A 26,891-nucleotide genomic window follows, 5' to 3' on the forward strand; every position below is an offset into this window, starting at 1 on the left:
AGACGTCCTATTCGTCGTGGACGGTGACGTCGCCGCCGTCCAGCTCGCAGAAGTTCTCCGAACCGACGACCAGTTCGCTGCCGTCGCTGAACTCGGCCTTCAGGTCGTATTCGCAGTCTTCCAGATCGTCGTCGATGGTGACGTCGACGCTGTCGCCCGACTCCAGAATGCCGTCGCCGAAGATGTCTTCTTCCCACTCGTCGGTCGAAGGGACCGAGATATAGAGCGAGATCAGGTCGTGCTCGCTCTCGTTATGCAGGGTGAAGGTGACCGGCTCGGTCACCTGGGCGAAGGCGGCCGGAGCGGCGCCGGCGAACAGGGCGGCGGTAACGCCGGCCAGAAGGATGTTTTTCACGGTAGGTCCCCGAAGGATGGATGCCGCAGAGCGCGGATGACGCTTCCCTAGCACCATCTGCATCGCGGGTCATCGACACGAAAACTGACAGTTGGCCGTCATTTGGCGATCAGGCCCAGCGCTCCACCGATCAGAACGGCGGCGGCGATCCAGGGAATCCAGTCGTGCCGCTCCAGAAATGTGCGACGACGCAGGTCGCTGACGTCATCGTCTTCCTCGTCCATCAGGCCCCCGTGAGCGCCCGGGCGACGTAGTGTTCGACCACGATCATATCGACGGCCTCTTCGACGTCCTCGAAGGCGTCGACGATGATGTCGGGCTCCAGTTCTTCCATCGGGATCGGTGTGTAGCCGAAGGTCACGCCGATGACGGGCAGGCCGGCTTCGCGCGCGCAACCGACGTCGGGCGACGCGTCTCCGACCATGATGGCCCGCTCCGGATCGCCGCCGACGGATTTGACCGCCTCGACCAGATGGCAGCCTGAGGGCTTGCGCACCGAGACCCGGTCTGGCCCGACGATGGCGGCGAAATGCTTGGTCAGATCGATCTTGCCGAGCAGCAGCTCCGACAGGTCCGACCGCTTGTTGGTGACGACGACCAGGGTCGCGCCGCGCTCGGCCAGGGTTTCCAGCGTCTCGATCACGCCCTCGTACGGGGCGGAATGATCGGCGATGTGGTCGATGTAGTCGGCGATGAAGGCGTCGAAGAGTTCGGGGGAAGCCGCGCGCTCGGCCGAGGCTCCGGCCAGCTCGAACCCGTGCTTCAACAGGGCGCGCGCCCCGCCTCCAATCAGCTCGCGCGCGCTTTCCATCGGCGCGGGCGGCAGGCCTTCCTGAACCAGCATCCGGTTCAGCGTGCCGACCAAATCCTCGTGCGTCTCGACCAGGGTGCCGTCCAGGTCGAAGCCGATGGTCCAGCCTTCGAGGTCGCGTTCGATCATGGTTCTTCTCCCGTCCGGCCGCCCGATGGGTTAGACCACGCCGCGTGACTAGCCGCCGGACCGATTCATGACCACACCTTCCGCACGCGCCGCCATCATCCTCGCCGCCGGCCAGGGGACGCGGATGAAGTCGCCCCTGCCCAAGGTGCTCCACCCGGTCGGCTGCCGCGCCATGCTCGACCACGCCATCGATGCGGCCGAGGCCTTGGGCTGCGAACGGATCGTCGTCGTCGTCGGATCGCACTCGCCCGAGGTCCGCGCTCATGTCGTCAAGCGTCTGGGCGAGGACGCCGTCGCGGTTCAGGACCCGCCCATGGGCACGGGCCACGCCGTCCGGGCCGCCGAGGCGGTGCTGGGCGACTTCGTGGGACAGGTCGTGGTGACCTATGGCGACGTGCCTTTGCTGCGCGCCCATGACATCGAGGCTGTGTTCCAGAAGACCGATGGCGTTACCGTCATCGGCTTCGAGGCCGCCGATCCCGGCGCCTACGGTCGGCTCGTCATGGACGGCGAGACCCTGACCGCCATCACCGAGGCGAAGGAGGCTACGCCTGAGGTTCTGGCCATAACTGCCTGTAACTCCGGCGTCATGGCCGCGCCGGTGGGGCTACTCTTCTCCCTTCTGGCCGAGGTCACGAACGACAACGCCAAGGGCGAATACTACCTCACCGACGTGGTCGAGCTGGCCAGGAAGCGTGGCGAACCGACCCGGGTGACCATGGCCTCGGAGGACGCGGTCATGGGCGTCAACGCCCAGGGCGAGCTGGCCCAAGCCGAGGCCCTGTTCCAGAAGGTCCAGCGCGAAACCTTCCTCGCCGCAGGGGTCACGATGGCCGCGCCGGATACGGTCCACTTCGCCTGGGACACCCAGGTCGGAGCCGGATCAATCATTGAACCCTTCGTCGTCTTCGGGCCGGGCGCCCGCGTCGCCGAACGCGCCCTCATCAAGAGCTTCAGCCATATCGAGGGCGCCGCGATCGCCCCCGGCGCCGAGGTCGGTCCCTACGCCCGTCTGCGTCCCGGCGCCGATCTGGGCGAGGACGTGAAGGTCGGGAACTTCGTCGAGGTGAAGAACGTCCGCATGGACGCCGGCGCCAAGGCCAGCCACCTGTCCTATCTCGGCGACGGCTCGGTCGGGGCGGGCGCGAACATTGGCGCGGGCACGATCTTCTGTAACTATGACGGCTTCTTCAAACACCGCACGATGGTGGGCGAGGGAGCTTTCGTCGGCTCCAACTCCGCCCTCGTCGCCCCTGTGACCATCGGCGCCGGCGCCATGGTCGGATCGGGCTCGGTCATCACCCGCGATGTCGAGCCGGGCGCCCTGGCCCTGGGACGCGGCGAGCAGAGGGTTAAGCCCGGCTGGGCCGCGCGCTTCATGGAGACGATGCGCGCCAAGAAGGCGAAGAAATGAGCGACGCGCAAAAGCAACGCGCCGGAGAAGCCGCGGCCCTCCGCGTCGAGGCCGGCATGGTCGTGGGCCTGGGCACCGGCTCCACAGCCGCCTGGTTCGTCAAGGCGCTGGCGGCGCGGAACCTGACCGGGCTGCGCTGCGTCCCGACCTCGGAGAAGACCGCCGACCTGGCCCGCGAGCTCGGCCTGCCTCTGGTCACTCTGGAGGACGTGTCGAAGATCGACCTGACCGTCGACGGGGCCGACGAGGTCGGGCCGGGTCTGGCCCTCATCAAGGGCGGAGGCGCGGCCCTGTTGCGCGAGAAATTGGTGTGGGAGGCGTCGGATCGCTGCATCGTCATCGCCGATGCGGCCAAGGTCGTGCCGGTGCTCGGCGCCTTCCCCCTGCCGATCGAGGTCGTCGCCTTCGGGCACAAGACCACCGGCAACCGGATCGCCGACGTCCTGATCGACCACGACATCGCCATGCCCGCCCGCCTGCGTCAGGCGGATCGCGGCGTGGTCCGCACCGACGGCGGCAACGTCATCTATGACGCCAAATGCCAGGCCATCCACGACCCGGTCCGCCTCGCCGACGACCTCAAGCTGATCACCGGCGTGGTCGAGCACGGGCTGTTCCTGGACCTCGCCGACGAAGCGATCATCGGCTTGGATTCCGGCGTTAACGTCCTACTTCCCTGATCTCCGACGCGACCTGAAAGCTGAGCATGGCCGAGTACGACTACGACCTCTTCGTCATCGGCGCCGGTTCCGGCGGGGTGCGCGCTGCAAGGCTGACCGCGTTGGGCGGCAAGCGGGTCGCCATCGCAGAAGAGTTCCGCGTCGGCGGCACCTGCGTCATCCGGGGCTGCGTGCCGAAGAAGTTCATGGTCATGGCCTCCGAGGTCAGCCACGCGCTCGAGATCGCCAAGGGCTACGGCTGGTCGTTCGACAATGCGACATTCGATTGGCCGAAATTCATCCAGGCCAAGGATGTCGAGATCGCCCGGCTGTCGGGCATCTACGCCGCCAACCTCGGCAAGGCCGGCGTCGAGCTGATCCACGGCCGCGCGGTGCTGAAGGACGCCCACACGGTCGAGATCCTCGGCAAGGACCAGACGATCACTGCCGATAAGATCCTGATCGCCACCGGCGGCCGCCCCTGGATGCCCGAGACCCTGCCGGGCATCGAACACGCCATCACCTCCGAAGAGGCCTTCCACCTGCCGGAACTGCCCAAGCGCATCCTGATCGCGGGCGGCGGCTATATCGCGGTGGAGTTCGCCGGGATCTTCGCCGGGCTCGGCGTCGAGACGACCCTGATCTATCGCGGCCCGAACATCCTGCGCGGCTTCGACGACGACGTGCGCGCGCACCTCGCCGGCGAGATCGAGAAGCGCGGCATCAAGGTCATTCTGGGCTGCCAGCATAGCGAGTTGAAGAAGACCGCGACCGGCATCGTCAACGTGCTGGAGAACGGCATGGAGATCGAGACCGACGTCGTCATGTTCGCCACTGGCCGCGTCCCGCACGTCAAGGATCTGGGCCTGGAGACCGCCGGGGTCGAGCTGAACGAGAAGGGGGCGATCAAGGTCGATACTCTGTCGAAGACCACCGCCGACAACATCTGGGCCATCGGCGACGTGACCGACCGGATGAACCTGACCCCCGTCGCCATCCGCGAGGCGGTCGCCTTCCATGAGACGGTCTACAAGGACAACCCCCAGCATTTCGACTACGAGGCCGTCGCCACCGCCGTGTTCTCGCAGCCGCCGGTCGGCGTGGTGGGCCTGAGCGAGGCGGATGCCCGCCACACCTGCGCCAAGGGGGTGGACATCTATTCGACCCGCTTCCGGCCGATGAAATACGCTTTCACCGGCTCCGAGGAGCGGGTGTTGATGAAGCTGGTGGTCGACGCCGACACCGACCGCGTCGTCGGCGTCCACATCGTGGGTCCCGAGGCTCCGGAGATGATCCAGCTGGCCGCCATCGCCGTGAAGGCCGGTCTCACCAAGGCTCAATGGGACGCCACCTGTGCCGTCCATCCGACCATGGCCGAGGAATTGGTGACCCTGAAGGTCAAGCAGTCGCAGGAAACAAACGCCGGGTAGTTTGTTGTTTCGCATCCGCGAGACGCCTATCTTGCGGCCATGACCAAGCGCTGGACCCCTGAATCCTGGAGAGAAAAGCCCGTCGTGCACATGCCGACGGACTATCCGGACCCGCGCGCTTTGGCCGCCGTCGAAGACGAACTGCGCGCCCTGCCGCCGCTGGTCTTCGCGGGCGAGGCCCGCAGCCTGACCGCCAAACTGGCGCGGGTCGAGGCCGGCGACGCCTTTCTGCTTCAGGGCGGGGATTGCGCCGAGAGCTTCAAGGAGTTCTCGACCGACAACATCCGCGACACCTTCCGCCTGATCCTGCAGATGGCGGTGGTCCTGACCTTCGCGGGCAGGAAACCCGTGGTGAAGGTCGGTCGCATCGCCGGCCAGTTCGCCAAGCCGCGGTCGTCTCCGGTCGAGAAGATCGACGGCGTCGAGCTGCCCTCCTACCGCGGCGACAACATCAACGGCTCGGCCTTCACGCCCGAAGAGCGGGTGCCCGATCCCCAGCGTCTCTTGAAGGCCTATAACCAGTCGGCCTCCACCCTCAACCTGCTGCGCGCCTTCGCCGGCGGCGGCTATGCCGACCTCTACAATATTCACCGCTGGACCCAGGGCTTCGCCGAAGGCGGCGTGGGCGCCCAGTACCGTGAACTCGCCGAAAAGATCGCCGAGGCCCTGGCCTTCATGGAGGCCGTCGGCGTCACGCCCGAGACCCATCCGGACCTCAGCCGCGTCGAGGTCTTCACCTCGCATGAAGCCCTGCTGCTGAACGTGGAGAGCGCCCTGACGCGGCTGGACGGCGGGTCTGGCGACTGGTTCGACACCTCGGCCCATATGCTGTGGATCGGCGAGCGCACGCGCCAGCTGGACGGCGCCCATGTCGAGTTCATGCGCGGGATCAAGAACCCCATCGGCGTGAAGTGCGGCCCGACGATGGAGCCGGACGACCTGCTGCCCCTGATCGACGCCCTGAATCCGGACAACGTCCCCGGCCGTCTGACCCTGATCGGCCGTTTCGGCCATGACAAGGTGCACAAGCGTCTGCCGCAACTGATGTCGGCGGTGAAGGCTCACGGCAAGCGCGTCATCTGGTCGATCGACCCGATGCACGGCAACACCCTGATGGCGGCCAGCGGCTACAAGACGCGTCCGTTCGACCGCATCCTGGGCGAGGTGAAGGGCTTCATCGAGGTGGCCGAGCACGAGGGCGTCCACCCCGGCGGCGTCCATCTGGAGATGACGGGCCAGAACGTCACCGAATGCATCGGCGGCGCGCAAGCCGTGTCCGAGGACGACCTGTCCAGCCGCTACCACACCCACTGCGACCCGCGCCTCAACGCCGATCAGGCGCTGGAGCTGGCCTTCCTGGTGGCCGAGCGTCTGAAGTCCGGCCGTCTGAACACGTCGCGGGCCGCGTGACCGATACGGACGACAGGGGAGGGCGCACCGCCTACCAGGGCGCGCCAGGCGCCTTCAGCCACGAGGCCTGCCTGGAGCTGCGTCCGTGGGACGAACACGTCGGTTACGACACCTTCGACGAGGCCATTTCCGCCGTGAAATCCGGCGCGTGCGACTGCGCCCTTATCCCGGTCGAGAACTCGACCATCGGCGTGGTCGAGCCGGCCGCGACCTTTGTCGCTCAGTCCGGCCTGCTGGTTCTCGGCGACGCTTGGCGTCCGATCCGCATGGCGCTGCTGGCCATCGACGGCGTGGAGTTGGACAAGCTGAAATCGGTCGCCAGCCACCCGGTCGCGCTGCGCCAGTGCGCCCGGACGCTCGAACACCTGGGGTTGGAGATCGTCGAGGCCTTCGACACCGCCGGCGCGGCTCGCGATCTGGCCGAAAGCGGCGACCGCACCCGCGCGGCGATCGCGCCGGTCGCCGCCGCCGAGGTCTATGGTCTGGTGATCCTGCGCAACGACCTTCAGGATTCCGACGACAACCGCACGCGATTTGTTCTTCTGGCCCGCGAACCGGCTTGACGCCGCACGATCGTTGCGTGTCTTAAGGCTGGACGGATCGCTGACGATCCGAACAACTGGTTCGACCCATGTCCCCGCTGCGCGCTTCGCTTTCGACCCCTTCGCTCCGTTCGCGCGCGGCTGCCTCCTATTTTGGCGGTTCTTTCTACGGCTTTCGATACGCCGGCTGAGGCCTCGAGCGACCCCCGCTCCTGACAGCCTCGCCGGCGACCGCCCTTAACCAGGGCGGCGGCGCACCCATTCGCCCTTCGTCGAAATGCATCCCCTGAAAGCCCAAAATCCATGTCCGCTTCGAACCTCCAGCAAGTCTGGCCCGCCATGACCCCCGAAGAGATGTCGCCCGAGCAGATGGCGCTGGCCGCCCTGCGCCACGAGATCGACCTCGTCGACGACGAACTTCTGTCCCTGTTCCAGCGTCGTCTCGCCATCGCCGCGAAGGTCGGTCAGGCCAAGGACGCGCCCCACGGACCCCACACCAAGCTGCGCCCCGACCGCGAACAGACCGTCCTCAGCCGCGTCATGGCCAAGGCCGATCCCGAGAACCTCCAGGCTGTCGAAGGCCTGTGGCGCGAGATCGTCGGCTGGGGTCTGGCGCGCCAGGGCCAGCTGCAGGTCCAGGTCTGGGCCCCGACCGATCCGACCCGCGCCTTCGACGGCGCTCGACACCGGTTCGGCGCGGCCGCCTCGATCCGCATGGTCCGCGATCCACAGGGCGCCCTGGCTTTCGCCGCCGAGGGCAAGGGCGTGGCCGTGCTGGCCGTCAACACCGACGATCCCTGGTGGCTGGGTCTGCGCCGCGACTGGTCCAGCTTGAGCGTGTTCGACGGCTTCGGCGCCGCGGGCGGGCAGCCGACCTCCCTGGCCGTGGGCAAGATCGATCCGTCGGCGCTGCCCACGGGCCGCCGGGTCGTGGTCAGCGCAGGCGGCGACGCCGGCGACGGCGGCGGCGCGCGTCGCTGGGGCCTCAATACCCACCACGGCTGGACCCTGGCCCTGACCGATGCGGACCTGACCCCCGGCGACGCCGAGGGCTGCGTCGGTGCGATCGGCTAGGTCGCCGGAGCGGCCGCCGGTCTTGCGGCGGCCGAGGGCGGCAGCGGGGCCGGCGCCGGCTGGCCCGGATCGCCGGGCAAGGACTTGATGTAGCGATAGACGTTGCGCTTGTCGGCCTCCGACATGGCGCGGACGCTCGGCCAAGGCATGGGCGGCAGGCTGTCGCCCGTCTCCAGCAGATGGACCCACTCGTCCTCGGAATGGCCGGCGGCGGTCAGGCGCAGGTTCTTGCCGTAGCTTGTGCCCCACGGCCCCGTATGACCCTCGGTGGAGCCCTTCAGCCACTCGCTCTCGGGCGGTTGGGCCCCGCCGGTCATGGCATATTGCGGCGTGTGACAGTCGTTGCAGCCGCCGATCCGCACCAGATACCGACCGGCGTCGATGTCGGTCGCGGCCGCCACGGTCGGACCGTTCGAAACATCGGCCTCCGCGGTTGTCTTCGTCGAGACCTGCCCACAGCCGGACAGCAGCACACCGGCGAGGCCGGCGACGAGAATGGCCGTTCTGTGCATCTGAGATTCCCCCGTTCTCGGAGGAGGGAGCGCCATGGCGACGCTTGCGTCAACCCACGACGGCGTCAGACCGCCATATTGTCGATCAGCCGCGTCTTGCCGAGCCAGGCCGCGACCAGAACCCTTCCCGGACCGTCAACCACGCCGCTGGAGAAGGCCGCCAGATCGTCCGCACGACGCACGGCGACATAGTCCACGCGCTCGAACCCGGCCTTCAGGATCTCGGCGTAGGCGTCGCGCTCGACCGCAGCCAAGGGTCGCTTGTCCGCCGCCTTGATCGCCGCCTCGGCGATGATGCCGTTGAGCCGCCGCGCGACCTCCAGTTCGGTCTCGGACAAGTAGGCGTTCCGCGACGACAGGGCCAGACCGTAGCCGTCCCGCTCGGTCGGCGATCCGACGATCTGGGTCGGGATATCGAGGTCCCGCGCCATCCGCGTGACGACCATCAGTTGCTGATAGTCCTTCTCTCCGAACACGGCGACGTCGGCCTGGACCTGGTTCAGCAGCTTGGCCACCACCACCGCCACCCCGCCGAAGAAGTGCGGGCGGAAATCCGTCTCCAGCCCCTGCGACGGCCCGCCGACGCTGACGCCGGTGACGAAGCCCTCGGGATACATCTGGTCCACCGTGGGGGCGAACAGCAGATCGCATGCCGCGCCGGCCAGCAGTTCAGCGTCCCGCGCCTCCTGCCGGGGATAGGTCCCCAGGTCCTCGTGCGCCGCGAACTGGGTCGGGTTGACGAAGACGCTGGCGACGACCTTGTCCGCCCGCCGCCCGGCCTCTCGCACCAGGGTCAGATGGCCCTCGTGCAAGGCGCCCATCGTCGGCACGAATCCCACGGTGAAGCCCTGGCGTTTCCAGTCGCGCACGATCGCACGCAACGCTTCGACCGTTCGCGCGATAGGCAGGGGAGGAGGGTTGTCGCTCATGCTTACCGGATTAACCCTTCGACTTAAGCCTGTTCGTGCACGGGGCGGAAAAACCTGCCGGGCTAAGAGGGGCTTATGACGCCCAGCAGAATGCTTCGTCCAGTGCTCCTCGGTCTCGCCGGCCTCGCGACCTCGTCGTGCAGTGCGGTCGAGGGCGACCCGCACCGGTTTGAACAGATGGCGCAGTATGTCGCCGACATCCCGCTCGACGGCGGCGCCGCCGGTCCGGCCCGCGCGGCCGCCAACAGCGGTCTTCGTCCGGCGCTGGCCACGACCGAAGCCGTCGTGAACCCCGGCGCCCTGCGTGTCGAGGTTCTGGATCCGCACGATCTCTGGGACGCCCGCGACGCCGGCCTGCGTGGCGCGGTCGAAGCTGCGGCTCCAGCCCTTATCGAGGCCGCCGCTCCCGTGGTGACCGAGGCCGTGGTCCAGCGCGTCTCCGCCGAAATGCCCGCCCGCCGCATCGCTCCGCCGACGCCGCGTCAGGTCGCCCGCACGACTCTTCAGCTCGGGGCCTTCGCCAGCCCGGCCGCCGCCCAGCGCGCTTGGGGCCGGATCGCCGACGCCGGTCACGGGGTGGCCGAACTGACCCCGGTCTTCGAGGCGGTCGAGGTGGACGGGCGCAGCCTGACCCGGCTCAAGGTATCGGCTCCGGTCGACGACGCCCGCGCCGTCTGCCGGGCCGCGGATGCTGCCAAGCTGGGCTGCTTGCGGCGAGGCTAGGTCTCATCCACAGCCGTCTTTTAACCTTTCGTTGACGGAAGGCGCGGCGCCCCCGATTCTGGCGAACCATGAGGACCGGCAAGTGAGTCGGTCGTCGCCAGCATTCGGAACTCTCCATGACGCAGCCTCAGGTCATCGTCGTCGGCAATGAAAAGGGCGGGGCCGGCAAGTCCACCCTGGCGATCCACATCGTCGCGGGCCTGCTGCACGCAGGCCGGCGCGTCGCCATTCTGGATCTCGATCTGCGCCAGCGGTCGATGAGCCACTTCTTCGCTCACCGCGCCGCTTGGACCGCCGCCAACGGCGTCGTCCTGCCCATGCCGTCCGAGCCGGATCTGGGCGACGGCAAGGTCCTGGCCCGCGCCGACGAGGCCGAGCAGATCGCGACCTTCGAGCGCGCCTTCGCCGAAGCCCAAGGCGCCGACGTCATCCTGATCGACACCCCCGGCGGCGACACGCCCCTGTCGCGGGCGGCCCACGCCAAGGCCGACCAGATCGTCACCCCGATGAACGACAGCTTCGTCGACTTCGACATGCTGGGTTCGGTCGATCCCGTGACGCTGGAGCTGCTCAAGCCTTCGACCTATTCCGAGAGCGTCTGGGAGGCCCGCAAGCACCGCGCCATCAAGGAAGGCCGCCACGCCGCCATCGACTGGGTCGTCATCACCAACCGCCTCGCCGTCGCCGAGGCCCGCAACCGCAAACGCCTCGAAGAGCGGATGCTGAAACTGGCCAAGCGGGTCGGCTTCCGCGTCGGCCCGGGCCTGCGCGACCGGGTCATCTACCGCGAGCTCTTCCCCTTCGGCCTGACCGTCGCCGACCTGTCCAGCGAGGTGCGCCCCGTCGCCGTCTCGCTCGCCCACGTCGCCGCGCGTCAGGAGATGCGCAACCTGATGCAGTCGTTGGGCCTCGACGCCGCCAGCCTGCCGGCGCTCGACGCAGCGGCCTGACTCGAGCTCACCGATGGGCCTGATCTGGCTGGTGCTCGTCGCCATCGGCGTCTGGGCGCTGGTCCGGCTGGGTCGACAGACCGAGGGGCCCCGACGTGGGCAATGGCGGGTCGCGGCGACGCTGATCTCGGCCGTGCTGCTCGCGGGTGGGGCGCTGGTCCTGTCGAAGGGCGGATGGATCAGCGGGGCGGCGCTTGTCGGGGCGGGGCTGTGGCTGACGGTGTCTTCGCGGATGCGGACCGTGCCCCGCACGGCGGAGGGGCTCAGCGCCTCGGACGCTGCCTCCACTCTCGGCGTGTCGGTCGATGCCACTCCTGAAGCCGTCAATGCCGCCTGGCGCAGGCTGATGGCGCGGGCGCACCCGGATCAGGGCGGCACCGAAGGGCTGGCGGCGCGGCTGAACGCGGCCAAGGATCGGCTGCTCAAAAAGTAACCCTCCCCTGGTGGGAGAGGGCTTGAGGCCCGCAGAGCGATAGCTATGCGTCGGGGCCGAAAGGGTGAGGGTCGAAGCTCACCGGCACGCACGACCCTCACCCTTTCGCGTTTCCAATCGCTGCGCTCGTGGACGCTCAAGCCCTCTCCCATTGGGAGAGGGTGACGGTTGGATCAAACCCCCCTAAACCTCGCCCCATGCCGAAGCTGACCAGTTCCATCGATCCGCAGTCGCCGAGCTTCAAGGCGCTGCACGCCCACAACACCGCCCTCAACGCCGAACTGCGCGAGCGGGTGGCGACGGCGGGCAGGGGCGGTTCCGACGCCAGCCGCGATCGCCATGTCTCGCGCGGCAAGCTTCTGCCCCGCGACCGCGTCGAACGCCTTCTGGATCCCGGTTCGCCCTTCCTCGAGGTCGGCCAGCTCGCCGCCAACGGCATGTACGGCGACGAGGCCCCCGGCGCCGGAATGATCTGCGGCGTCGGGCGCGTCTCGGGCCGCGAGGTCATGATCGTCGCCAACGATCCGACGGTGAAGGGCGGCGCATACTTCCCGATGACGGTGAAGAAGCACCTGCGGGCCCAGGAGATCGCCGAGCAGAACAACCTGCCGTGCGTCTATCTGGTCGATTCCGGCGGGGCCAACCTGCCGCACCAGGCCGAAGTCTTCCCCGACCGCGACCATTTCGGCCGCATCTTCTTCAACCAGGCAAACATGTCGGCGAAGGGCATCCCCCAGATCGCCTGCGTCATGGGCTCCTGCACCGCCGGCGGGGCCTATGTGCCGGCCATGTCGGACGAGACGGTCATCGTCCGCAACCAGGGCACCATCTTCCTGGCCGGCCCGCCTTTGGTGAAGGCCGCCACCGGCGAGGTCATCTCCGCCGAGGAACTGGGCGGGGCCGAAACGCACGGCCGCAAGTCCGGCGTCGTCGACTATGTCGCCGAGAACGACGAGCACGCCCTGGAAATCGTCCGCGACATCGTCGGCCATCTGAACAGCGTCAAGCGCGTCGACATGGACATCCGCGAGCCCAAGGCGCCGGCGCTGGACCCGGCCGAGCTCTACGGCCTGATCCCCGACGACGTCCGCGCCCCCTATGACGTGCGCGAGGTCATCGCCCGCGTCGTCGACGGCTCGGAGTTCGAGGAGTTCAAGCCGCTTTATGGCACGACACTCGTCTGCGGCTTCGCCCGCATATGGGGCTATCCGGTCGCCATCCTGGCCAACAACGGCGTGCTGTTCTCCGAGAGCGCGCTGAAGGGCGCGCACTTCATCGAACTGGCCTGCAAGCGGAAGATCCCGCTGGTCTTCCTGCAGAACATCTCCGGCTTCATGGTCGGTGGAAAATACGAGGCCGGCGGCATCGCCAAGGACGGGGCCAAACTGGTCACCGCCGTCGCCTCGGCGAGCGTGCCCAAGTTCACCATCCTGATCGGCGGCAGTTTCGGCGCCGGCAACTACGGCATGTGCGGCCGCGCCTATTCCCCGCGCTTCCTCTTCACCTGGCCGAACAGCCGGATCAGCGTCATGGGCGGCGAACAGGCGGCCTCCGTCCTCGCCACCGTCCACCGCGACGCCGACAGCTGGACCCCCGAACAGGCCGAGGCCTTCAAGGCTCCGGTCCGCCAGAAGTACGAGGACGAGGGCAACCCCTACTACGCCACCGCCCGGCTGTGGGACGACGGCGTCATCGACCCGACCCAGACAAGGGATGTGCTGGGGCTGGCGATCTCCGCCTCGCTGAACGCGCCGATACCCGACACGACGTTTGGCGTGTTCAGGATGTGATTGAGGAGCTTTCCATGACCGACCAACCCAACGAATCCGACCTGAACGCGCTCGATATCACCGACGCCGAGGCCGCCGAGATCAACGCGATCGCCCAGCCGCTGGTGCCCGGCGCCGCGCCCGACGCGAACGACGACCTGGTGCAGGTCGACGGCACGACCGACGGCGTGGTCTTCGTCACCATCAACCGTCCGCACAAGAAGAACGCCTTCGACGCCGCGACCATCGCGGCCCTGTTCGAGACTTTCGAGACCCTGCACGGCGCCGACAACGTCCGCGTCGTCTTCATCCGCGGCGCGGGCGGAACGTTCAGCGCGGGCGCCGACCTGTCGTGGATGCGTGACGCCATCGACTGGTCCGAGGGCGACAACCGCGACGACGCCATGGGCTTGGCGAAAATGCTGAAGGCCCTGCACGACATTCCGGCCCTGACGGTCGCCCTGGTCGAGGGTTCGGCCATGGGCGGCGGGGCCGGCATCGTCTGCGCCTGCGACATGGCCGTGGCGGTCGAGGGCGCGCGCTTCGCCTTCTCCGAGGTCAAGCTGGGCCTCATCCCCGCGACCATCGCCCCCTATGTCATCGAGGCCGTCGGGCCGCGCCGTGCGAAGCAGTTGTTCCTGACCGCCAACATCTTCGACGCCGACTACGCCGCCCATGCCGGCATCATCGACATGGTCCTGCCCGAGGGGTCGATCGACGAGTTCGTCTCCATGCTGACCGACAGCCTGACGCAGAACGCCCCCCAGGCCATGGGGGAGGCCAAGCGTCTGGTTCGCGATGTCGCCGGTCGCCACATCGACCACGGCCTGATGGAAGAGACCGCCAAACGCATCGCCCGCGCCCGCGTCTCGCCCGAAGGCCAAGAAGGCGTCCGCGCCTTCCTCGACAAACGCCCGGCCCGCTGGGCGGAATAGAGAGCCTCATGTTCAAGTCCGTCCTGGTCGCCAATCGCGGCGAGATCGCCTGTCGCGTCTTCCGCACCGCCAAGCGGATGGGTATCCGCACCATCGCCGTCTACTCCGAGGCCGACGCGAACGCCCTGCACGTGCGTGAGGCCGACGAAGCCGTCCTGATCGGCCCGGCCCCGGCGCGCGAGAGCTATCTGGCCGCCGAAAAGGTCCTGGCCGCCGCCAAGGCCTCGGGCGCCGAGGCCATCCACCCCGGCTATGGCTTCCTGTCGGAGAATGCGGAGTTTGCGGAGGAAGTGGTCGCTGCCGGCATCATCTGGATCGGCGCCCCGCCGGCCTCGATCCGCGCCATGGGTCTTAAGGACGCGGCGAAAAAGCTGATGGTCGAGGCCGGCGTCCCGGTCACCCCCGGCTACATGGGCGAGGACCAGTCGCCCGAGCGCCTGAAGGCCGAGGCCGACGCCATCGGCTACCCCGTCCTGATCAAGGCGGTGGCGGGCGGCGGCGGCAAGGGCATGCGCCGTGTCGATGCGTCCGACGCCTTCCTCGACGCCCTCGCTTCGTGTCAGCGCGAGGCCGCGTCCAGCTTCGGCGACGACCGGGTGCTGATCGAGAAATACATCCTGTCGCCTCGCCACATCGAGGTTCAGGTCTTCGGCGACAGCCACGGCGAGGTCGTCCACCTGTACGAACGCGACTGCTCCCTGCAGCGCCGCCACCAGAAGGTCATCGAGGAGGCTCCGGCTCCCGGCATGGACGCCGCGACGCGCTCGGCGATCACCGACGCCGCCGTCCGCGCCGCCAAGGCCGTGAACTACGTCGGCGCCGGCACGATCGAGTTCATCGCCGACGCCTCGGAAGGGCTGAAGGCCGACCGCATCTGGTTCATGGAGATGAACACCCGGCTGCAGGTCGAACACCCGGTCACCGAAAGCATCACCGGCGTCGATCTGGTCGAATGGCAGTTCCGCGCCGCCGCCGGCGAGCCCGTACCGCTGAAACAGGCCGCCATCCCCCTGAACGGCTGGGCCATGGAGGCCCGCCTCTATGCCGAGGACCCGTCCAACGGCTTCCTGCCGTCGATCGGCAAACTCGATCATTTCGTCCTGCCCGACGATATCCGGGTGGACACCGGCGTCTATCAGGGCGGCGAGGTCAGCCAGTTCTACGACCCCATGATCGCCAAGCTGATCGTCCACGAGGACACGCGCGAGGCCGCCGCCGAAGCCCTCGCCGAAGCCTGCGCCGATGTCGAAGTCTGGCCCGTGCGGACCAACGCCGGCTTCTTGGTGCGCTGCTTGGAACATCCCCGGTTCGTTGCGGGTGAGGTCGATACGGGGTTCATCGGTGCAGAAGAGGCCGAACTCGCCGCTGCGGACCTGAGTATGGAGGTGCAACTCGCAGCTCTGGCCGTTGAGAATGCCGGTATTCACGAGCCTGGCCTGTCCGTGCCGTCATCGCAAAGTGATCTTTGGTCACCGTTCGATCCGCTCTTTGGTCTAAGTGGTCTTCGGCTAAACGGACAACGCTCCCAAGCCTTCAGGGTCTGGGTCGATGGGCAGCGAATCGACGGCGGGGTGAGCCTGAACGGAAGCCATTACACCGTGACCGTAAACGGAGCGGAAGACTTGGCCCTTGTTTACGGCGGGAAGGTTGAACTCTCCGCGCGCAACGCCGTGGTTGGCGTCGCTGGCCGAAGCCAACCGATCCTTTTCTTCCGCGGCAATGCTCATCTGATGTCAGGCTATGCCTCAGCCGCGACGGGCGGCACCGCCTCGGACGGCACGCTCCGCGCCCCCATGCCCGGCAAGATCGTCGCCACGCCCGCAAAGGCCGGCGACACGGTGACCAAGGGCCAGCCGATCATCGTGCTGGAGGCCATGAAGATGGAGCACGCGCTGACCGCGCCCTTCGATGGCGTCGTCGGCGAGATCGGCTATGCGGTCGGGGACCAGGTCGGGGCCGACGCCGTGCTGGCGAAGGTCGAGGCGAACGCCTAACTGCCGCCCATGCCTCTGCACATGATCAAGCTCTGCGTCGGCGTCTCCGACGTGGAGTGGCTCGAGACCCGCGCGGCCAAAGGCGAACCCCTGATCGTCCACACCCGGATGACGCCCAAGCGCGCGGCCGAAATCGAGGACGGCGGCTCGCTGTTCTGGGTCATCAAGGGGACGATCCTCTGCCGCCAGCCGGTGCTGGACATCACCACGACAGGAGAGGGCAAGACCTCTCGCTGCGAGATCACCCTAGCCCCCGAGGTGATCCGCACCGCTTCGCTCGCCCGTCGCCCGTTCCAGGGCTGGCGCTATTTCGAGCCCAAGGACGCGCCCGTCGATCTTTCGACCCTCGACGCCGGCGACATGCCCGAGGACTTGGCGAAACAGCTGCGCGAAATGGGGGCGTGGTAGGGCTACATCCTCCCGCAAGGGGAGAAGGGCTTTGTTGACCTTCGCCGCCCGACGTGGTCTCCGCGCCCTCCCATGACCTTCCTTAGCCCCGCCACCCGCACCGCCACCCGCGAACTCTTGACCCTGGCCTGGCCGGTGGTGCTGGCGCGGATCGGCATCATGACCATGGGGCTGACGGACGCCATCGTGGTCGGCAACTACGCCTCGCGTGAGCTGGCCTTCCATTCGCTGGCCTGGGCGCCCCATTCGATCATCGTGGTGACGGCGGTCGGCCTGCTGTTCGGGGTTCAGGTCATGACCGCCCGGATGCTCGGCGAGGGCCGCCGCGCCGAGGTCGGGGCCGTCCTCAGGCGGGGTCTGGCCTACGCCTTCCAACTCGGCATGGCCGCCTCCATCGCCCTGGTGTTCGTCGGTCCCTGGCTGCTGGGCCAGATGCGTCTTGAGGCCGGCCTGGCCGAGGGCGCGGGACCGGCCCTGGTGGTCCTGGCCCTGTCCATGCCCGCCTATCTGATCTCCGTGGCGGCCCAGTTCTTCCTCGAGGCGCTGGGCAAGCCCAAGCCCGGCATGGTCGCCATGTGGATCGCCAACGGCGTCAACCTGGCGCTCAACCTGCTGCTCGTCCCCGACCTTCTGGGCCTCGGCATTCATGGCGCCGAAGCCTCCTGCTGGGCCACCTTCTCGGCGCGCGCGGCCCTGGCGCTATTCCTCGTCATCTACATCGTCCGCCTGCCAGAGGCCCGGGCGCTGGGCGTCTTCACCAAGCCCGCGCCGGATCCCGTCGCCGCCGCCGAACAGCGCCGCATCGGCTATGGCGGCGGCTCGTCCTATTTCATCGAGGTCGCAGCCTTCGCGGCCATGACCTTCATCGCCGGCCAGCTCGGAACGAACGAGACCGCCGCCTGGGCCGTGGTGCTCAACATCTCGGCCGTCGTCTTCATGGTTCCGATGGGCCTGTCCTCGGCCACGGCGGTCCTCGTCGGCCGCGCCTATGGGGCGGCCGAGGGCAGGGCGGTTCTGCGCGCCGGCCTCGTCGGCATCGGGGTGGTCACGGCCCTGACCCTGATCGTGGCCCTGCTGGTCTGGCCCAGCGCCCACCTGCTGGTCGGCGCATATAATCGCGATCCGGCCCTGCTGGCGCTCGCCGCGCCCGCCGTGGTCCTGGCGACCCTCTTCTTCATGGCCGACGGCATCCAGGTCGTCGCGGCCCAGGCCAATCGCGCGGCGGGAGACGTCTGGTGGCCGACCATCATCCATTTCGCCGCCTATGGCGGGGTGATGATGCCGTTGGGCTGGCTCCTGGCGCACCAGATCGGGGTGAACGGTCTGGTCTGGGCCGTCATCATCGCCAGCCTGGTGTCATCGACGCTTCTCACCGGCCGCTTCGTGCGGATCGCGCGGCGGATGAGCTCGCGCACCTGACATTTTTCCTCCCACTCGGGAGGGTGGTCGAAGCGAAGCTGAGACCGGGTGGGGGCGGCAAGGCAAACCCCGCAGACGTCTCCGGGTCGCCTTGCCCTTCCCACCCGGCTTCGCCTACGGCTCAGCCACCCTCCCCCGATGGGGAGGGAGATGACGTGGCCCGTGCCGATCTCTATATCCCGCAGCTTCCTCAGAACGACCGGAAACCCATGTCCCGCATCCTGATCACCTCGGCGCTGCCGTACATCAACGGCATCAAGCATCTGGGGAATCTCGCGGGCTCCATGCTGCCGGCGGACGTCTACGCCCGCTTCAAGCGCGCCCAGGGCCATGAGACCCTCTACATCTGCGCCACCGACGAGCACGGCACCCCGGCCGAACTGGCCGCCGCCGCCGCCGGTCAGGACGTCCAGACCTATTGCGACGAACAGCACGAGATCCAGAAGCGGGCAGGGGAGGCGTTTGGCCTCAGCTACGACTGGTTCGGCCGCTCCTCGAACGCCGCCAACCGTCGCCTGACCCAGCATTTCGCCAAGGTCCTCGAAGACAACGGCCTGATCGAGGAACGCGTCGACCGGATGATCTATTCGATCGACGACCAGCGCTTCCTGCCCGACCGCTATGTCGAGGGGACCTGCCCCCACTGCGGCCACGTCGGCGCGCGCGGCGACCAGTGCGACAACTGCGGCCGCCTGCTGGACCCGACCGACCTGATCGCCCCCTATTCGTCGGTCTCGGGCTCGACCAACCTCGAGGTCCGCGACACCCGCCACCTCTATCTGCTGCAGACGAAGATCGAGGGCCGCATCCGGGAGTGGATCGAATCGAAGTCGGACTGGCAGACGCTCGCCCGCTCCATTGCCCTCAAGCATCTTGACGAAGGCCTGATCGACCGCGGCATCACCCGCGATCTGAAATGGGGCGTGCCGGTGGTCGGTCCCGACGGCGGGCCGCGTCCGGGCATGGAGGGCAAGGTCTTCTACGTCTGGTTCGACGCCCCCATCGAATACATCGGCGCGACCGAGGAATGGGCCGAGGCGAACGGCCGGACCTGGCGCGACTGGTGGCGTCTGGACGAAGGCGCCGAAGACGTCCGCTACGTCCAGTTCATGGGCAAGGACAATGTCGCCTTCCACACCGTCAGCTTCCCCGCGACCATTCTGGGTTCCGGCGAACCCTGGAAGACGGTCGATACGCTCAAGGCCTTCAACTGGCTGAACTGGTACGGCGGCAAGTTCTCGACGTCCCAGAAGCGCGGCGTCTTCATGGACCAGGCGCTGGAGCTCCTGCCCGCCGACTACTGGCGATGGCGTCTGACGGCCTACGGCCCGGAACATTCCGACTCGGCTTTCACCTGGGAGGATTTCCAGGCCTCGACCAACAAGGACCTGGCCGACGTCCTCGGCAATTTCGTCAACCGCATCGTCAAGTTCGCCGAGTCGAAGTTCGAGGGCGTGGTCCCGGAAGGCGGCGAACCCGGGCCGCTGGAACAGAAGCTGGAGGCCGACGTCCGCGCCGGCCTCGCCGAAGCGACCGAGGCCTTCGAGGCCATGGAGTTCAGGAAGGCCTGTCAGGCCCTGCGCGCCGTCTGGGTGCTCGGCAACGAATACCTTCAGGAGGCCGCACCCTGGACCGCCTTCAAGACCGATGTCGACCGCGCCGCCGTCGGCGTTCGCACCGGCCTGAATCTGGTCGCCCTGTTCGCGCGCATCGCCGCCCCGGTCATGCCCGTCTCGGCCGAAAAGATCGCCGCCGCCGTGGGCGAGACGGACCTCGCCTGGCCCGCGCTCGATGCGAACCTGCTGGACCAGCTGCCGCGCGGCCAGAAGGTCGCCGCCGCCGAAGTCCTGTTCAAGAAGATCGAGGACGTTCAGGTCGCCGAGTGGTCGGAGCGGTTCGGAGGCGCCCAGTGACGCCCGCGCTGGCGGAACATTCGCCGGCGACCCTCTCGGCCGTTCGCGACCGCCTCGCCCGCACCGGCCGCGCCCAGCTCCACGGGCTCCTGACCGAGTCCTACGCCGCCCACCTCCGGGCCGAGGCGGACAAGCCCGACTTCAACGTCGTGACCCGCCGCTCGACCGGCCACGTCGACCTGCCCGGCGCCTGGCTCCATTCGCTGGAGCCGCAGCAGCGTCAGGCTCTCGGCCAGGCGGTGCAGACCGCCGCCACCGAAGACTTCCAGTACCTGTTCGACAACCACCCGATCTTCGACATGGCCGAGGCGGGGACCGCCGAGCCGGTCTGGGCCGATCTGGTCGCCTTCCTGAACGGCGAAGCGTTCTTGACGCTGATGCGCGAGGCGACGGGCGAACCCCGCGTCGCCATGGCCGACGCCCAACTGACTCGCTTCCGCAAGGGCCACTTCCTCACCGAGCACGACGATACGGCCGAGGGAAAGAACCGCTACTACGCCTATGTGCTGGGGCTCACGTCCGGCTGGCGCATCGACTGGGGCGGCCTACTGGCCTTCCACGACGGTTGGGGGAACGTCGCCGAGGCCTTCACTCCGCGCTTCAACACCCTGAACCTGCTGAAAGTGCCCGCGCCCCATTCTGTGACGCAAGTCGCCCTGTCCGCCGGCGCCGACCGGATCTCGGTCACCGGCTGGCTGCGCGGCGTCTGACTATTCGAACAGGCTTTCCGGCGCGCCGTATTCGTCGTGCCAGCCCATGTAGGCGACGTCGGTCGGGCCGATGATGTGGACAACTTCGGTCCAGCGTCCGCCCTGTCGACGCATCAGGCCAAAGGTGCCCGGCCCATCGAACATGCCCTCCGCCAGCTCCTCGGCGTAGGAGGTGCGGGTGAAGTCGATCGGACGGCCGTCCGGACGCTGCACCTTACCGGAGAAGAAGGCCCAGTCGCCCTGAACTCTCAGCGTATCGACGACGAACTGGACCGGCTGGTTCAGCTCGGCCTCGATCGGCGCGCGTAGGGTGTCCAGCAGCGGGCGGCGCAGGGGGTCGCCAACGGGGATGTTACGCGTGCCGGATTGGACGATCGGCGCCGGGTGCGCCGACTTGGTCTCGCCCGCCATGGGGCCGGCCAGCAGAAGGGACAGAAGCAGCACGCTCATCGAGGAATTCCGGACCATGCGGCCGCCGGAGTCAGTCCGCCTTCGCCGCCGGTTCGGACACTACGGGGCCCGCGGCCGGGGTGGAAGCCGCCGCCGGCGCCGTGTCAGGCGACGTCAGGGGCGCGCCCTGGCCGGGCAGGGCGCTGTCCTCGCTGCGGGTCCCGCGCTCGAACTCCTCGACCTCCTCGGGCGAAATCGCGAGGAAGGCCGGGGCCGAGGCGTTGAACTGTTCCGTATTGCCGGTGCGGACCACGACGGAGCGCGCTCCGTCCCAGACCATGTGCAGGGCGACGTAAAGGACGATGATCAGGCCGACGTAGCCGATCCAGCGGTACTTGTTCAGCAGCTTGGCGATGAAGGTCGCCGCCACGCCCATCAGGCCGATCGACAGGATCAGGCCGAACACCATGATCCATGGATGCTCGTGCGCCGCGCCGGCCACGGCCAGCACATTGTCCAGCGACATGGTCACGTCGGCGATCATGATCTGCAGCAGGGCCGCGCCGAAGGTCTTGCGCTTGATGCCCAGCTCTTCCGGCGTCGGCCCCTGACCGTGCTCGATGGCCAGCGCCAGTTCGAGTTCCTTCTGCGCCTCGGCCTGATCGTGGGTCGCCTGCTCGCGCAGCTCGCGCCACATCTTCCAGCAGACCCAAAGCAGCAGGACGCCGCCCGCCAGCAACAGGCCCACGATGGCCAGCAGCTGCACCGTCACCAGGGCGAAGACGATGCGCAGCACGACGGCGGCGGCCAGACCGACGAGAATCGCCTTGCGACGCTGTTCGACGGGCAGGGCGGCGGCGGCCAGACCCACGGCCACGGCGTTGTCGCCGGCCAGGACCAGGTCGATGGCAAGCACCTGTCCGAGGGCGGTCAGCTGGCTGGTGAGTTCGGGGGAGGAGAGGAATTCCATGATCGCTCTCTAGCGTCAGCGTGGCCGTGCGCCAAGTCGCCGCATCAGCCCCTCTGCTTCCGCGAGGCCTCGTACAGGGCGATGGCCGCCGCGTTCGACACGTTCAGGCTTTCGAATCCGCCCGGCATGGAAATCTTCGCCAGCACATCGCAGTGCTCGGCCACCAGCCTGCGGATACCGTCGCCCTCCGAACCCATGACCAGAACCGTCGGCCGGTGGTCCAGCGCGCCTTCCAGCGTCTCCTCCGACGACCCGTCCAGCCCGACCGCCCGCCAGCCCAGCTCGGCGAGGGTCTCCAGCGCCCTCGAGAGGTTCGTCACCCGTGCACAGGGCAGGCGCTCGGTCGCTCCTGCCGCCGCCTTGGCCAGCGCCCCGGCCAATACCGGCGAATGCCGGTCCTGGACGACGATTCCCCGCGCCCCGAACGCGAGCGCCGAGCGGAAGATGGCGCCGACGTTCTGGGGATCGGTCAACTGGTCCAGCATGACAATGATTCCCTCCGCCGGCTCGGCCAGGTCCTCGAGCGCCACGCCTTCCAGCGGCTGAACCTTGAAGGCCAGGCCCTGGTGCACCGCGCCGGCGGGCAGCATCCGCTCCAGCGCCAGGGCGTCGATCACCTCGATCTTGTGGCCGTTCGGAACGCCGTCCCGCTCCAGCTCGGCGGCGCGATCGGCGGTCGCCAGGAGGCGACCCGTCCCCTTCCTCGCCGGGTTGGAAAGCGCCGCCAGCACAGGATGTCGGCCCCACAGGAACCCGTCGGCGTCGACCTTGCCGCGCCCTGCGCGAGGGGCCCCGGTGGAGAACCCCTTGGTCGGCGGATTGGGGTTCCAGCCGCCCCGGTCGGGGCCGCCTTTCGGGGGATCGAAAGCCCCACCCTTGCGGGGTCGATCGCCGGTTTTTCCGGGCGTATTTTTACCCGATTTCCGGTCGTTGCGTTCTGGATTTCTCGACACTATAAGACGCCCTCCGATTTGGAGCCCTAGGGCTTTCGGGTCTGGCGCCCCCTCTATCTCAGGCGTGTCAGAGACCGAAAGCTTTTGTGTCCGGACGGTTCGAAAACGCGCTGGGGGAATGTCCCGAGCGGCAAAGGGGGGGGACTGTAAATCCCCTGCGTAAGCTTCGAAGGTTCGAGTCCTTCTTCCCCCACCACGCGCTTTCGAAACGACGGATCGGACCCCATATGAGGATCGGCGGTCGAGGCTTTCGCGAGCCGAGGCCGTCTCCGTGCGGGTATAGTACAATGGTAGTACAGCAGCCTTCCAAGCTGAATATGTCGGTTCGATTCCGTCTACCCGCTCCAGGTTTTTGACAGCACACAGCGCCCCTCAACCCGGGCCATCAGGAGTTTGGCCATGGCCAAGGAAAAGTTCGAACGCACCAAGCCGCACTGCAACATCGGCACGATCGGTCACGTTGACCACGGCAAGACGACGCTGACGGCGGCGATCACGATGACGCTGGCCAAGGCCGGCGGCGCGAAAGCCATGAACTACGCCGACATCGACGCCGCGCCGGAAGAAAAGGCTCGCGGCATCACGATCAACACGGCTCACGTGGAATACGAGACGGCCAACCGTCACTACGCCCACGTCGACTGCCCCGGCCACGCCGACTATGTGAAGAACATGATCACCGGCGCGGCCCAGATGGACGGCGCGATCCTGGTGGTGTCGGCCGCCGACGGCCCGATGCCGCAGACCCGCGAGCACATCCTGCTGGCCCGTCAGGTCGGCGTGCCGGCCCTGGTGGTCTTCATGAACAAGGTCGACCTGGTCGACGACAAGGAGCTGCTGGAGCTCGTCGAGATGGAAGTGCGCGAGCTGCTTTCGTCCTACCAGTTCCCGGGCGACGACATTCCGATCACCATGGGCTCGGCCAAGGCCGCGACCGACGGCGTGAACCCGGAAATCGGCGAGCAGCAGGTTCTGGCGCTGATGGAAACCGTCGACGCCTACATTCCGCAGCCGGAACGTCCGGTCGACCTGCCCTTCCTGATGCCGGTCGAAGACGTCTTCTCGATCTCGGGCCGCGGCACCGTGGTCACGGGTCGCGTCGAGCGCGGCATCGTCAAGGTCGGTGAGGAAGTCGAGATCGTCGGCATCCGTCCGGTCCAGAAGACGACCTGCACGGGCGTGGAAATGTTCCGCAAGCTGCTGGACCAGGGCCAGGCCGGCGACAACGTCGGCGTTCTGCTGCGCGGCACCAAGCGTGAAGACGTCGAGCGCGGTCAGGTCCTGTGCAAGCCGGGTTCGATCACCCCGCACACCAAGTTCCTGGCCGAGGCCTACATCCTGACCAAGGAAGAAGGCGGCCGTCACACGCCGTTCTTCACGAACTACCGCCCGCAGTTCTACTTCCGCACCACGGACGTGACCGGCATCGTTCACCTGAAGGAAGGCGTCGAGATGATCATGCCCGGCGACAACGCCGAGCTGAACGTCGAGCTGATCACCCCGATCGCCATGGAAGAGAAGCTCCGCTTCGCCATCCGTGAAGGCGGCCGCACCGTCGGCGCCGGCGTCGTCGCCAAGATCGTCGAGTAAGCAGGAAGACCGATCTTCGGATCGATCTGGAGAGGCCCCGGAGAAATCCGGGGCCTTTTTCTTTGCCCTCTCCCGGTGGGAGAAGGTGGCCGCGAAGCGGACGGATGAGGGTCGGGTCTGTCCATCGGCGAAGCCGTCGCACCGTCTCACTTCGAGAGCGCGACCCTCACCCTTTTGCGCAAGGCCGATCGCTCCGCTCCCGGGCGCTCAAGCCCTCTCCCCCGGGAGAGGGACGCCCATACCCATCAACGGTTCGTCCGAATTCCCCAGTCCGATCAACGCCCGGCTCTAATGAGAGCCTTTTTACCCATCACCCCCCGAAACGCCCTCACACTGTCCGATCCATAGCGGAGGGGCGGACATGGATGAGGCGATCGAAACTTCAGGCCGGAACCGGGTGCCGCCTGAGGTCTGGGAGGCGGTCAGGGACGACTATATCGCGGGTCTGTCGGGACCGGACTGCTGCCGGCGGCACGGGGTGACCCTGTCGGCCCTGCGAGACCGGGCCGCACGCCATGGCTGGCGGCGCACCGACCAGCCCTGGATCCCGCCGCAATCGCTCGACCCGCGCGACGAGGGGCGGCTGCTGGAAGAAAAGGTCTACGGCAACCTCGACATGATCGAGTGGAGCGATCTGTCCGAGGTCGCCGACGGTCGGATGATGCGCGCCGTCCTGCGCGGCGACGCGGCCGAGTTCATGCGCTGGCACAAGGTCTGCGAAATCATCCGGCTCCGCCAGGCCGAGGTCGATCGCTGGAAAGAGGAGGACGCGGCCCGGGGCTTCAATCTGCGCGAAGCGGCCCGCGAGGTCGAAGCCGCCGAGGCCGAACCCGACTCAACGGACTATCTCGACTCCGAAACCGACGAGAGTCTGGAGGACCAGGGGCCAGTGAAGGGCTTCACCGTCACGCGGGAGGGGAAACTGGTGCGGAAGAGATCACACGTCTTCTCCCCATGCGCAGGCGCGCATGGGGAAGAGACAGGACCGCCTCACCCGTTCGGTTTGCCCGTCGCGGGATCCGTCGCCGTCTCGCCCGAGTTCGACGATCCCTTCGATCCGCCGGGCTCGGTGGCGGGGCGAGGGGGCTGACCGTCGCCGGCCGGCTTCTCCTGTTCGTATTCGGACTGGCGGCCCGGGCCGCGGCCGGTGTCTCCGACGGGATCAGTCATGGTCGTGCTCCGTGTTGATCACAGCAACGCCCCTCGGCGGCCGTCGGCTCCGCAAGATCTTGTTCACCACGCCATTACACCGTCCCGAAACGGGCCTCGCGCTACACCAGCGCAGGAACGCGCCTTGCTCGGAGGCGTGGGTCGGAGACGCGCATGCCCGGAACGCTACAGATCGAGGTCGTCAAGGCGGACCAGCTCACGGTCGCCGACCGGGCCCTGTGGCGCGCCATGGTCGACGCCAACCCAGAACTCGCCAGCCCCTATTTCCGCTGGGAGTTCACCGAGATCGCCTCGAAGATCAGCCCGGACGCGGCCGTGGCGATTCTGAGCCGCGACGGAAAGACCATCGGCTATTTCCCCCACCAGCGGCGCGGATCGGCGATCCAGCCGCTCGGCGCCCCGATGAACGACTATCACGGCGTCATCGCCATGCCCGGCGAGACGCCGTCCCTGGCCGCCGTCGCCGCCCTGCTGAACGCGCCGCGCCTGAACGTCTCGGCCTGGGTCGGGCCGTCGGGGGCGGGGGAGCTGCGCGAGACCCTGATGACGGTCACGCCGGAAGAAGGCTACGACGCCTGGTACGCCGAGCGCCGCACGACCTGGGGCAAATACTTCAAGGACAAGGAACGGGCGCGTCGCAGCCTGGAAACCGAACTGGGTCCCATCCGCGTCGAACGCGGCCTGCGCGATCCGAAGCTGCTCGACGAGTTGATCCAGCTGAAGCGCGACCAGTACGCCCGCACCAACCGCCACGACATCTTCGCCTGCGGCTGGACCGGCGATCTCCTGCACGCCCTGATGGCGTCGAAGCACGGGGACTTCGGCGCGTCGATGGCCGCGCTGTGGGCCGGGGACCGGCTGACGGCGATCGAATACTCGCTGCACGCCGGCGATCGCTACCATTTCTGGTTCCCGGCCTATGTGCCCGAGCTGGCGCGCTGCTCGCCGGGCATCCTGCTGACCATGGACACCATGCGGCTGGGCTGCGCGGCGGGCTTCCGGGTCTTCGACTTCGGGTTCGGCGGCGAGGGCTACAAGAAGTATTTCTGCAATGCGACGCAGAGCGTGCGCGAGGCGGTGATCCTGAAGCCGGGCGTCGGAGCCATGCTGTCGGACGCGGCCGTGGGCCTTTTGAACACCGCCGGCGGCAAGGGCGAGCGGATCCGCACGAGCGTGCGCCGTCGATGGGCCGCCATCGAGGCCTGCGAGGTGACCCCCGCCAACCGCCTGATGGGCGCGGTCGCCGCCGCCGGCGCGGCCATGAAGAAGGTGAGCGGCGCGCGCCACGCCGCCTGATCG

27 protein-coding genes and 2 tRNA genes are annotated in these 26,891 nt (G+C 67.8%); 21 read left to right on the forward strand and 8 right to left on the reverse strand.

Going from position 1 to position 26,891, the window contains the following annotated elements:
• Positions 1 to 7 precede the first annotated feature (7 nt).
• From O5O43_RS05120 to O5O43_RS05130, 3 genes are all read right to left on the reverse strand, one after another.
• Positions 8 to 355, reverse strand: a complete 348-nt coding sequence (locus O5O43_RS05120; RefSeq protein ID WP_271085838.1) for a hypothetical protein — start codon at positions 353 to 355, stop codon at positions 8 to 10.
• 98 nt (positions 356 to 453) lie between these two features.
• Positions 454 to 579, reverse strand: coding sequence for a hypothetical protein (locus O5O43_RS05125; protein WP_271085839.1), 126 nt, complete (start codon positions 577 to 579; stop codon positions 454 to 456).
• Positions 579 to 1,295 carry an HAD-IA family hydrolase gene (locus tag O5O43_RS05130; protein WP_271085840.1) on the reverse strand — a complete coding sequence of 239 codons (717 nt, stop codon included), beginning with the start codon at positions 1,293 to 1,295 and terminating at the stop codon, positions 579 to 581. Before O5O43_RS05130 ends, O5O43_RS05125 begins: the two co-directional genes overlap by 1 nt.
• 67 nt (positions 1,296 to 1,362) lie before the next feature.
• Here O5O43_RS05130 and glmU point away from each other — a divergent pair, with 67 nt between their 5' ends.
• The 6 genes from glmU to O5O43_RS05160 all read left to right on the forward strand — a co-directional run bounded on the left by glmU (position 1,363) and on the right by O5O43_RS05160 (position 7,824).
• Positions 1,363 to 2,709, forward strand: a complete 1,347-nt coding sequence (glmU, locus tag O5O43_RS05135) for a bifunctional UDP-N-acetylglucosamine diphosphorylase/glucosamine-1-phosphate N-acetyltransferase GlmU (RefSeq protein ID WP_271085841.1) — start codon at positions 1,363 to 1,365, stop codon at positions 2,707 to 2,709.
• Positions 2,706 to 3,389 carry a ribose-5-phosphate isomerase RpiA gene (gene rpiA, locus O5O43_RS05140; RefSeq protein WP_271085842.1) on the forward strand — a complete coding sequence of 228 codons (684 nt, stop codon included), beginning with the start codon at positions 2,706 to 2,708 and terminating at the stop codon, positions 3,387 to 3,389. The genes glmU and rpiA overlap by 4 nt, the downstream gene beginning before the upstream one ends.
• Before the next feature lie 26 nt (positions 3,390 to 3,415).
• On the forward strand, positions 3,416 to 4,798 hold the full coding sequence (gene gor, locus O5O43_RS05145; protein ID WP_271085843.1) for a glutathione-disulfide reductase: 1,383 nt from the start codon (positions 3,416 to 3,418) through the stop codon (positions 4,796 to 4,798).
• 39 nt (positions 4,799 to 4,837) lie between these two features.
• Positions 4,838 to 6,208 (forward strand): 3-deoxy-7-phosphoheptulonate synthase class II, encoded by a 1,371-nt coding sequence (locus tag O5O43_RS05150; RefSeq protein ID WP_271085844.1) that lies wholly within the window; start codon positions 4,838 to 4,840, stop codon positions 6,206 to 6,208.
• Entirely contained in the window at positions 6,205 to 6,771 is a 567-nt protein-coding gene (locus O5O43_RS05155) for a prephenate dehydratase domain-containing protein (RefSeq protein ID WP_271085845.1), read from the forward strand. Before O5O43_RS05150 ends, O5O43_RS05155 begins: the two co-directional genes overlap by 4 nt.
• Before the next feature lie 282 nt (positions 6,772 to 7,053).
• The gene (locus tag O5O43_RS05160; protein ID WP_271085846.1) at positions 7,054 to 7,824 is read left to right on the forward strand and encodes a chorismate mutase; all 771 of its coding nucleotides are present in this window, start codon (positions 7,054 to 7,056) and stop codon (positions 7,822 to 7,824) included.
• Here O5O43_RS05160 and O5O43_RS05165 read toward each other — a convergent pair.
• Together O5O43_RS05165 and panC are read right to left on the reverse strand one after the other, a co-directional pair.
• Entirely contained in the window at positions 7,821 to 8,336 is a 516-nt protein-coding gene (locus O5O43_RS05165; protein WP_271085847.1) for a cytochrome C, read from the reverse strand. The two genes, O5O43_RS05160 and O5O43_RS05165, sit on opposite strands and share 4 nt — an antisense overlap.
• Before the next feature lie 65 nt (positions 8,337 to 8,401).
• Positions 8,402 to 9,265 carry a pantoate--beta-alanine ligase gene (panC, locus tag O5O43_RS05170; protein WP_271085848.1) on the reverse strand — a complete coding sequence of 288 codons (864 nt, stop codon included), beginning with the start codon at positions 9,263 to 9,265 and terminating at the stop codon, positions 8,402 to 8,404.
• A 90-nt stretch (positions 9,266 to 9,355) separates the two neighbouring features.
• On the opposite strand from panC, the gene O5O43_RS05175 reads away from it, so the two are divergent.
• The 10 genes from O5O43_RS05175 to O5O43_RS05220 all read left to right on the forward strand — a co-directional run bounded on the left by O5O43_RS05175 (position 9,356) and on the right by O5O43_RS05220 (position 20,519).
• Positions 9,356 to 9,988 carry an SPOR domain-containing protein gene (locus O5O43_RS05175; RefSeq protein ID WP_271085849.1) on the forward strand — a complete coding sequence of 211 codons (633 nt, stop codon included), beginning with the start codon at positions 9,356 to 9,358 and terminating at the stop codon, positions 9,986 to 9,988.
• 116 nt (positions 9,989 to 10,104) lie between these two features.
• Positions 10,105 to 10,938, forward strand: coding sequence for a division plane positioning ATPase MipZ (locus O5O43_RS05180; RefSeq protein WP_271085850.1), 834 nt, complete (start codon positions 10,105 to 10,107; stop codon positions 10,936 to 10,938).
• A gap of 13 nt (positions 10,939 to 10,951) precedes the next feature.
• Entirely contained in the window at positions 10,952 to 11,371 is a 420-nt protein-coding gene (locus O5O43_RS05185; RefSeq protein WP_271085851.1) for a molecular chaperone DnaJ, read from the forward strand.
• A 197-nt stretch (positions 11,372 to 11,568) separates the two neighbouring features.
• Positions 11,569 to 13,161, forward strand: a complete 1,593-nt coding sequence (locus O5O43_RS05190; RefSeq protein WP_271085852.1) for a carboxyl transferase domain-containing protein — start codon at positions 11,569 to 11,571, stop codon at positions 13,159 to 13,161.
• Positions 13,162 to 13,175: 14 nt separating this feature from the next.
• Complete coding sequence (locus O5O43_RS05195) at positions 13,176 to 14,075, forward strand: enoyl-CoA hydratase-related protein (RefSeq protein ID WP_271085853.1); 900 nt, start codon at positions 13,176 to 13,178, stop codon at positions 14,073 to 14,075.
• Positions 14,076 to 14,083: 8 nt separating this feature from the next.
• Complete coding sequence (locus tag O5O43_RS05200) at positions 14,084 to 16,069, forward strand: acetyl/propionyl/methylcrotonyl-CoA carboxylase subunit alpha (RefSeq protein ID WP_271085854.1); 1,986 nt, start codon at positions 14,084 to 14,086, stop codon at positions 16,067 to 16,069.
• A 9-nt stretch (positions 16,070 to 16,078) separates the two neighbouring features.
• Positions 16,079 to 16,477, forward strand: a complete 399-nt coding sequence (locus O5O43_RS05205; protein WP_271085855.1) for a DUF1489 domain-containing protein — start codon at positions 16,079 to 16,081, stop codon at positions 16,475 to 16,477.
• A 72-nt stretch (positions 16,478 to 16,549) separates the two neighbouring features.
• Positions 16,550 to 17,896, forward strand: coding sequence for an MATE family efflux transporter (locus tag O5O43_RS05210; protein ID WP_271085856.1), 1,347 nt, complete (start codon positions 16,550 to 16,552; stop codon positions 17,894 to 17,896).
• 155 nt (positions 17,897 to 18,051) lie between these two features.
• A complete protein-coding gene (gene metG / locus O5O43_RS05215; RefSeq protein WP_271085857.1) occupies positions 18,052 to 19,809 on the forward strand; it encodes a methionine--tRNA ligase in 1,758 nt (585 codons plus the stop codon).
• On the forward strand, positions 19,806 to 20,519 hold the full coding sequence (locus O5O43_RS05220) for a 2OG-Fe(II) oxygenase family protein (protein ID WP_271085858.1): 714 nt from the start codon (positions 19,806 to 19,808) through the stop codon (positions 20,517 to 20,519). Before metG ends, O5O43_RS05220 begins: the two co-directional genes overlap by 4 nt.
• On the opposite strand, the gene O5O43_RS05225 is transcribed toward O5O43_RS05220, so the two are convergent.
• The 3 genes from O5O43_RS05225 to rlmB are packed head-to-tail and all read right to left on the reverse strand — an operon-like array spanning position 20,520 to position 22,832.
• Positions 20,520 to 20,969: a hypothetical protein gene (locus tag O5O43_RS05225; protein ID WP_271085859.1), complete on the reverse strand. Its 450-nt coding sequence runs from the start codon at positions 20,967 to 20,969 to the stop codon at positions 20,520 to 20,522.
• Between the two features lie 31 nt (positions 20,970 to 21,000).
• The gene (locus O5O43_RS05230; protein ID WP_271085860.1) at positions 21,001 to 21,879 is read right to left on the reverse strand and encodes a TerC family protein; all 879 of its coding nucleotides are present in this window, start codon (positions 21,877 to 21,879) and stop codon (positions 21,001 to 21,003) included.
• Positions 21,880 to 21,923: 44 nt separating this feature from the next.
• Complete coding sequence (gene rlmB, locus O5O43_RS05235) at positions 21,924 to 22,832, reverse strand: 23S rRNA (guanosine(2251)-2'-O)-methyltransferase RlmB (protein WP_271085861.1); 909 nt, start codon at positions 22,830 to 22,832, stop codon at positions 21,924 to 21,926.
• 112 nt (positions 22,833 to 22,944) lie between these two features.
• On the opposite strand from rlmB, the gene O5O43_RS05240 reads away from it, so the two are divergent.
• From O5O43_RS05240 to O5O43_RS05260, 5 genes are all read left to right on the forward strand, one after another.
• A tRNA-Tyr gene (locus O5O43_RS05240) sits at positions 22,945 to 23,028 on the forward strand.
• Between the two features lie 77 nt (positions 23,029 to 23,105).
• Positions 23,106 to 23,179 (forward strand) — tRNA-Gly (locus tag O5O43_RS05245).
• 52 nt (positions 23,180 to 23,231) lie between these two features.
• Positions 23,232 to 24,422, forward strand: coding sequence for an elongation factor Tu (gene tuf / locus O5O43_RS05250; RefSeq protein ID WP_271083699.1), 1,191 nt, complete (start codon positions 23,232 to 23,234; stop codon positions 24,420 to 24,422).
• A gap of 361 nt (positions 24,423 to 24,783) precedes the next feature.
• Positions 24,784 to 25,512: a hypothetical protein gene (locus O5O43_RS05255; RefSeq protein WP_271085862.1), complete on the forward strand. Its 729-nt coding sequence runs from the start codon at positions 24,784 to 24,786 to the stop codon at positions 25,510 to 25,512.
• Positions 25,513 to 25,745: 233 nt separating this feature from the next.
• Positions 25,746 to 26,888 carry a GNAT family N-acetyltransferase gene (locus O5O43_RS05260; protein WP_271085863.1) on the forward strand — a complete coding sequence of 381 codons (1,143 nt, stop codon included), beginning with the start codon at positions 25,746 to 25,748 and terminating at the stop codon, positions 26,886 to 26,888.
• The last annotated feature ends 3 nt before the right edge of the window (positions 26,889 to 26,891 follow it).

The sequence above is a fragment of the Brevundimonas sp. NIBR11 genome (genome assembly GCF_027912535.1).
Classification (GTDB): domain Bacteria; phylum Pseudomonadota; class Alphaproteobacteria; order Caulobacterales; family Caulobacteraceae; genus Brevundimonas.